This is a genomic window from Arthrobacter sp. TB 26, from assembly GCF_000427315.1.
Taxonomy (GTDB): domain Bacteria; phylum Actinomycetota; class Actinomycetes; order Actinomycetales; family Micrococcaceae; genus Arthrobacter.
Window position 1 is genome coordinate 1 of sequence record NZ_AUPJ01000552.1, and the last position, 6,971, is coordinate 6,971.

General features: G+C 67.8%; 5 protein-coding genes. 3 read left to right on the plus strand and 2 right to left on the minus strand.

Features of this window, described 5'->3' with window-relative positions; all coding sequences use genetic code 11:
- Positions 1 to 221: 221 nt before the first annotated feature.
- Entirely contained in the window at positions 222 to 977 is a 756-nt protein-coding gene (locus K789_RS0121655) for a hypothetical protein (protein ID WP_024368566.1), read from the plus strand.
- Positions 978 to 1,046: 69 nt separating this feature from the next.
- Here the strand turns inward: K789_RS0121655 and disA are convergent, their stop codons facing one another.
- The gene (gene disA / locus K789_RS0121660) at positions 1,047 to 2,123 is read right to left on the minus strand and encodes a DNA integrity scanning diadenylate cyclase DisA (protein WP_024368567.1); all 1,077 of its coding nucleotides are present in this window, start codon (positions 2,121 to 2,123) and stop codon (positions 1,047 to 1,049) included.
- Between the two features lie 449 nt (positions 2,124 to 2,572).
- Between disA and K789_RS0121665 the strand changes: the two genes are divergently transcribed.
- Both K789_RS0121665 and K789_RS0121670 read left to right on the plus strand, forming a co-directional pair.
- A complete protein-coding gene (locus K789_RS0121665) occupies positions 2,573 to 4,186 on the plus strand; it encodes a peptide chain release factor 3 (RefSeq protein ID WP_024368568.1) in 1,614 nt (537 codons plus the stop codon).
- Between the two features lie 179 nt (positions 4,187 to 4,365).
- Positions 4,366 to 5,751, plus strand: a complete 1,386-nt coding sequence (locus K789_RS0121670; RefSeq protein ID WP_237739664.1) for a GAF domain-containing serine/threonine-protein kinase — start codon at positions 4,366 to 4,368, stop codon at positions 5,749 to 5,751.
- 69 nt (positions 5,752 to 5,820) lie between these two features.
- Here K789_RS0121670 and K789_RS23800 read toward each other — a convergent pair whose 3' ends face one another.
- Positions 5,821 to 6,951: a PucR family transcriptional regulator gene (locus K789_RS23800; RefSeq protein ID WP_024368570.1), complete on the minus strand. Its 1,131-nt coding sequence runs from the start codon at positions 6,949 to 6,951 to the stop codon at positions 5,821 to 5,823.
- Positions 6,952 to 6,971: the final 20 nt, after the last annotated feature.

Below are 6,971 nucleotides of genomic sequence, written 5' to 3' on the forward strand. Positions count from 1 at the left end.
CGCCACGGCAGGTCCCGGGCGTTCGCCCCGAACCAGGTGTCCAGGGCCTTGTGCAGGGCGGACAGCGGAACGTCTGTGGGAATGTCTTGCGGGCGCGCGGCAACAGGGACGGCGGGGGAATCGGCTAGGGCTTTGATGGATTCAGCGTAATAGATGAGGGCCACACTCCGCCCGCGGCGTGGGAGGGCCCGATACCCGGTGCGGTTCTCTAGCCTAGAAGGATGGGCAGGCAAGACAATCCAGGAACTCACGGTTCCCGCCCGGGCGCGTCCGGCAGAGGAGCACGCCCGGGCCGGCCCGCGGCGCGCAATCCGGAACGCAATCCGGTACGCAAGTCCGTACGCAAACCCGCGCGCAAGCCTGCCCGGAAACCGGTCAGCCCCGTCCACCGTCGCCGCCGGCTGTTCGTGGGCGCCGCCCTCCTGCTCGTGATCGCGATCGCCCTCGGGGGGTTCGCCGCCGTCGCAAGCGTCCTCAACGCCGGGCAGTCCGCCTCCGGCGGGGGAGCGGCTCCGTCCGGCCAGGAAACGGGACCGGCAGGCGCCCCCGAAGCCACGGCTTCCCCTTCAGCATCTCCGACGGGCAATGGCTGCGAGCAGAACCTCGTCACCGTCACGGCCTCCACGGACAAACCTGCCTACGCGGCCGGGGAGAACCCGCTGCTCACGCTCAAAGTGACGAACGGCAACACGGTGCCGTGCGAGATCAATATCGGCACATCCCAGATGGAATTCCTGGTCACCAGCGGCTCGGACCGGATCTTCTCGTCGACTGACTGCCAGAAGGACGCCACCGAGCTCGTGAGGACCATCGCACCGGGGCAAAGTGAGACGGCCAACTTCCTGTGGGAGCGCAACCGCTCGGTCGAAGGCTGCAAGCTCATCGAGGCCAAACCGGGAGCAGGCGGCGCCTACTACGTCTTCACGGCACGGCTGGCGGACAAGACCAGCCCCAAAGCCGTGTTCCAGCTCAACTAACCCCGTCGATTGCTCCGTAGATGCCGTTTTGAGGGCTCAAAAGGGCATCTACGGAGCAATCGACGGGAATTAGAGGAAGCGGTCCAGCAGGCTGGCCTCGGCCATCCGGCTCAGGCCCTCACGGACCGTCCGGGCGCGCTGGTCGCCGATGCCGTCCACCGTCATCAGGTCATCGATCGTGGCGGCCATCAGGAACTGCAGGCCGCCGAAGTGGTCCACCAGGCGGTCGGCGACGGCCCTCGGCACGGCCTTGAGTCCGGACAGCAGCCGGTAGCCGCGCGGCTGGACGACGGCGTCGAGGTTGGCCTCGCCGCCGGCGAAGCCCACAATCCCGGCGATCTTGCCCAGGTCGATCAGCTCGGTGGGGCCCAGGTTCACGAGCGACTTCACGGCCTGGTCGATGTCCTCGGCCGAGGTGTCCGGGCCCGAGTAGTCGCGGATGATGACGTCGCTGCCGGGACCGCGGCCCACGGTCAGTTCGTCCAGCTGGAGCGAGAGCAGCCGCCCGTCCTCCCCGAGTTCCAGGACGTACTGAGAAATCTCCTCGGAAATCCGGCGGACCATCTCCTGGCGCTGCAGGGTCACGGCAACGTCGCGGACTGTCACCATGGCCTCGATTTCCAGGGCGGAGAGGGAACTGGTGACCTGATCCAGGCGTGAGCGGTAGCGTTCCAGGGTTGCCAGGGCCTGGTTGGCGCGGGCCAGGACCTTCTCCGAGCCCTCCAGGACGTGCCGCAGCCCGTTCACGTAGAGCGCGATGATCTGCATGGACTGGCTGACCGAAATCACCGGAACGCCGGTCTGGATGGCGACACGCTCAGCGGTCCGGTGCCGGGTGCCGGACTCCTGGGTCTCGATGCTGGAATCCGGGACCAACTGGACGGCTGCGCGCAGGATGTTGCTGGCGTCCTTGTCGCAGATGATGGCGCCGTCCATTTTGGCCAGTTCCCGCAGCCGGGTGGGGGAGAAGTCAATTCCGATCTCGAAGCCGCCGGAACAGATGGATTCGATGGTCCGGTCGATGCCCAGTACGATCAGGGCTCCCGTCCGCCCGCGGAGGATGCGTTCCAGGCCGTCGCGGAGGGCGGTGCCCGGTGCCACCCGGCCCAGCGTCGCCTTGAGCGAATCTTCAGGGCTCCGAGCCATAGATTTTCCCTTCAAAGGTGCAGGTCTCAGCCTGCAAGTGCGCCGGTATCCTGTGTTTGCCGGCAGGATCAAAAGTACCCGGTTCCCCGTTCTCACCATAGTAGAGGTAAAGCGGGTCAACTTCCGCACGGACAAGCCCCAAAGTGGTCCATTGAGACGCCCGTGGCAACGCCCCCGAAACGCGTCCGGCGACCCTGTTCCAAGCGCGCACTTCTGAGCCGCCGTTGCCCTGCATTCATCCGGCGTTCCGCCCACTTCGCGGCGGCAGCCCAGGCTGCGATAAACTTGAACCCTTGGGTGTTCCGTCGGCTGCCGCCGCCGCGCCCTCCCAGCCTCACAGAGCCGTCACGCAGAACTCCCAGCAGAACAACCCGCGTTCCCACCGGGCCAGCCGGATCCCCCGCAAACCCGGGAGCGCAACCATTCAACGCCGCAGCGAAAGTAGCACCGTGTCCCAAGAAGTCCTTAGCCCCGCCCGAGTCCAGGAGATTCACAAGCAGGCGGCCCGGCGTCGGACTTTCGCGGTCATTTCACACCCCGACGCCGGCAAGTCCACTCTGACCGAGGCGCTCGCGCTGCACGCGAAGGTCATCGGCACGGCCGGTGCCTCCAGCGGAAAGGCCAACCGCAAGGAGACGGTCTCGGACTGGATGCAGATGGAAAAGGACCGTGGCATCTCGATCAGTTCCGCGGCGCTGCAGTTCGCCTACCGGGACACCGTCATCAACCTGCTGGACACCCCCGGCCACGCTGACTTCTCCGAGGACACCTACCGGGTGCTGGCCGCCGTCGACTGCGCCGTGATGCTGGTGGATGCCGCCAAGGGCCTGGAAACCCAAACCATGAAGCTCTTCGAGGTCTGCAAGCAGCGCAACCTGCCGATCATCACCGTGATCAACAAGTGGGACCGGCCGGGGCTCGACGCACTGGCCCTCATGGACGAGATCACCGAGCGCACCGGCCTCCAGCCCATGCCGCTGACCTGGGCCGTGGGCATTTCCGGTGACTTCCGCGGCGTCTGGGACCTGCGCAACGACCGTTTCGCCCAGTTCAAGCGCAACAACGCCGGCGCCAACATCGCCCTGACCGAGTACTTCACGCCGGAACAGGCCGCGGCCAGCCAGGGCGACGACTGGTCCAACGCCGTCGACGAGGCCGGGCTGGTCATCGAATCCAACCTTGAGTTCGACATCGACGCCTTCCACGCTGGAAAGGCGACGCCGATCCTGTTCAGCTCCGCAGCGCTGAACTTCGGCGTCAAGGAGATCCTCGACGCCCTCGTGGACTTCGCCCCGCCGGCCGCCCCGCGGCCCGACGTCGACGGCACGGCACGGCCCGTCGATGCACCCTTCGCCGGGTTCGTCTTCAAGGTCCAGGCCGGCATGAACAAAGCGCACCGGGACCACGTCGCCTTCATCCGGGTCTGCTCCGGCATCTTCGAACGCGGCATGGTGGTGACGCAGGGCCGGACCGGCAAGTCCTTCGCCACCAAGTACGCCCAGCAGGTTTTCGGCCGGGAACGCGAGGTCATTGACGAGGCCTTCCCCGGCGACGTCGTGGGCCTCGTCAACGCCTCTTCGCTGCGGGTGGGCGACAGCCTCTTCCTCGATCAGCCGGTGGAATTCCCGGCCATCCCGCTGTTCGCCCCGGAGCACTTCCAGGTGGCGCGCTCCAAGGACCCCAGCCGCTTCAAGCAGTTCCGCCGCGGCATCGAGCAGCTCGAGCACGAGGGCGTCATCCAGGTGCTCCGCTCGGATGTCCGCGGCGACCAGGCCCCGGTGCTGGCCGCCGTCGGACCCATGCAGTTCGAAGTGGTGGAGGACCGGATGGCGCACGATTTCAGCGCCCCGATGCGGCTCGAACGCCTGCCATACTCCATCGCCAGGATCTCGACGGCGGAGGCCATGCCGGCGCTGGCCAACGTACCGGGCGCCGAGGTGCTGCTGCGCTCCGACGGCGAATACCTCGCCCTGTTCAACGACGTGTGGGCACTGCGCCGGATCGAAAAGAACCACCCGGACCTGACCCTGCTGCCCATCGGCACCCACAACCCCGCCAAGTAGCGGCCGATGCCCCGGCTGCGGGGCGGGGATATTGGTCCGTCGCAGGTCTTCCTAAATCACGTTTCCGCGGTATCATAAGTAACCTTGCTACTTCGCGGGCGCCCCACAATTTCGGCTTTTTGGACTGATCCGCGCGATTCCGTCGGCGGGCCCCGCACCTAAGGGACTACGAACACTCTTTGACTGACTACAACAGAAAACTCGGCATGGAACCAGGATTCCTGCTGAGCGGCCGCTACCGGATCCACGCCCTCATCGGCAGGGGGAGCCAGTCAACCGTGTACCGGGCCCATGACGAACTCCTGCAGCGCGAGGTGGCCGTCAAACTCTTCCGGGACAACGCGGACGATCTCGAACACACCCGCCGGCAGGGGCAGGAAATCCGCATCCTCGCCGGGATGAGCCACCACGCCCTCGTGACACTGTTCGACGCCGGCGCGGACCTGAGCGACCCGGAAGCCCGCCTCACCTACCTCGTCATGGAACTGGTCCGCGGCCCGGACCTGCGCCACCGCGCCGCCCAGGGGCCGCTGTCCGCAGCGCACATGGCCCTGATCGGCCACGACCTGGCGGACGGACTCTCCTACATCCACCATCACGGCATCGTGCACCGCGACGTGAAGCCCGCCAATATCCTGCTGGTGGACTACAGCAACAAGGACCGGCGCCCCCGGGCCAAGCTCAGCGACTTCGGTGTTGCCATCATGATGGGCAACGGCCCGGTGGCGGACGACGGCGGAACCTCCGGCACCCCCGCCTACCTGAGCCCGGAGCAGGCCGCCGGCGAACCCGCCGGGCCGCTCAGCGATGTGTATTCCCTCGGGCTGGTGCTGCTCGAAGGGCTGACCGGAAAGATGGCCTACCCGGGCGCGCCGATCCAGTCCGCCGTCGCGCGCCTGCTCCACGATCCCGACATCCCCGAAGAGCTTGCCCCCATCTGGACGTCGCTGCTGTCCTCCATGCTTGCCCGCGACCCGGCAGATCGCCCGCCGGCCCGGGAAGTCTCCCTCGCCCTGCGCCAGGAAGTCATCAACGGCGCAGCACGCCACCGCCTGGAGAACGCCCCCGGCGGGACCGACGAGGAAACCAGGATGCGCGCGGTGGAACGCTACCGGATCCTCGACACCCCGGCAGACGGCGCCTTCGACCGGATCGCGGGCCTTGCGGCACGCATGTTTTCGGTGCCGGTGGCAATCGTCAGTGTGGTGGACCACGACCGCATCTGGTTCAAGGCCCACCACGGCACCGACGTCACACAGATCGGCCGCGACCCGGGGCTGTGCGCCTCCGCGATCCTGCAGGACGGCGCCTGGATTGTGGAGGACGCAACGAGGGATCCCCGCACCCTCGCCAACCCGCTGGTGGCGGGCGAGTTCGGACTGCAGTTCTACGCCGGCGTCCCGCTGCGGACCCCGGACGGCTACAACCTGGGCACCTTCTGCATCCTGGACCGGGAACCCCGGGAGTTCAGCGCCGCCGACACCAGGACGCTGGAGGACCTGGCCGCGATCGTGATGAACGACCTTGAGATGCGGCTGCAGAGCAGGGAAGCGATCGCCAGTTAGGCGAACTAACGCCTGCGCTGCCTAACGCCTGCGCTGCCTAACGCCTGCCCCGCTTAACGCCTGCCCCGCTTAACGCCTGCCGGCGTGGAGCGCCAGTTCCAGTTCGAACCGCGCCTTCGGGTCCTCCAAGGTGTCGCCGAACAGCTCGCGCAGCTGCGCCGCCCGGTAACCCACTGTCTGCGGGTGGATGCCGAGCTCTGCCGCGACGGGGGCGCGCTGGCCCCAGTGCCGCAGCCAGGACAGCAGCGTCTCCGCGAGCCGCTCGCGCTGCGCCGGGCGCAGCCCTTCCAGTGGCGCCAGCCGGCGGTTCGCCAGTTCCGCGATGGCGGAGGGCTCGGCGCCGAGAATCACCTCGGCCAAATGCTCATCTGCCCAGATCGGTGGATCCTCCGGACCGTCCCGGGGCGGCAGCACCGACGCTGCGAGAACTGCCAGGCGCAGAGAATCGGGGACTTTCTCCCAGCCGCCGGCCGGCCCCACGGCAGCCCCGCGACCACGCAGCACCTTGTCCAGATCCGCCCGTGCGGACTTCGACTGCCGCGCAGGAACCAGGGCGACGGCGTCAGTCTCGCGTTCGATGACCAAAGTGCCCGCCCCCAGCCGGAGCCGCAGCCCCGCGGCCCGGTCCACCGGCAGGGTCACCACCACCATCCGCTGCGGCAGGGACCAGTCCGCCATCGCCGCCGTTTGGCGCAGGGCCGCCTCATCCGCCTGCCCCAGCAGGAGCAGGTCGAGCAGTTCGGTGCGACGGCGGTCCACCGCGCCGGCCCGTTCCGACTGTTCGAAGGCATACGCCTCGGCGCTGACCGCGGACAGCTCGTCGATGTAGGCCAGGATCGATTCGCCCAGGTCCACCACCACACTCTGGCCAAGGTGGTGCTCCACCGACACCCTGGACATCTCGCGGAAGGTCACCCGGGCACCCATCCGGTAGGCGCTCAGCAGCGCATCCATGCTCCGGCCCTGGCGGAATTCACCGCTCCCCAGTCCGGCCACGAGCTGCCTGCTCTCCTCCGAAAGGGCGGGCAGCCGGGTTCCAGGCAGCTGCAGGAAGCGGTCCAGAGCGGCAGCCACGCCGCGGCGCAGCCCCCGCCCGAAGCGGCCCTCGATCGGCCTGGCATAGGCCGGCACCAGCTGCGGCACCGCGTCGATGATCGCCTCGACAATGCCCGGCATCATGGGCCGGAGGACGTCGCTCACTTCGCGCGGCAGGGCAAGCC

What these genes read in the sequence shown, in the direction of transcription:
- disA (WP_024368567.1), bottom strand. Translation starts at nt 2,123, where the DNA reads ATGGCTCGGAGCCCTGAAGATTCGCTCAAGGCGACGCTGGGCCGGGTG.
- K789_RS0121655 (WP_024368566.1), top strand. Translation starts at nt 222, where the DNA reads ATGGGCAGGCAAGACAATCCAGGAACTCACGGTTCCCGCCCGGGCGCG.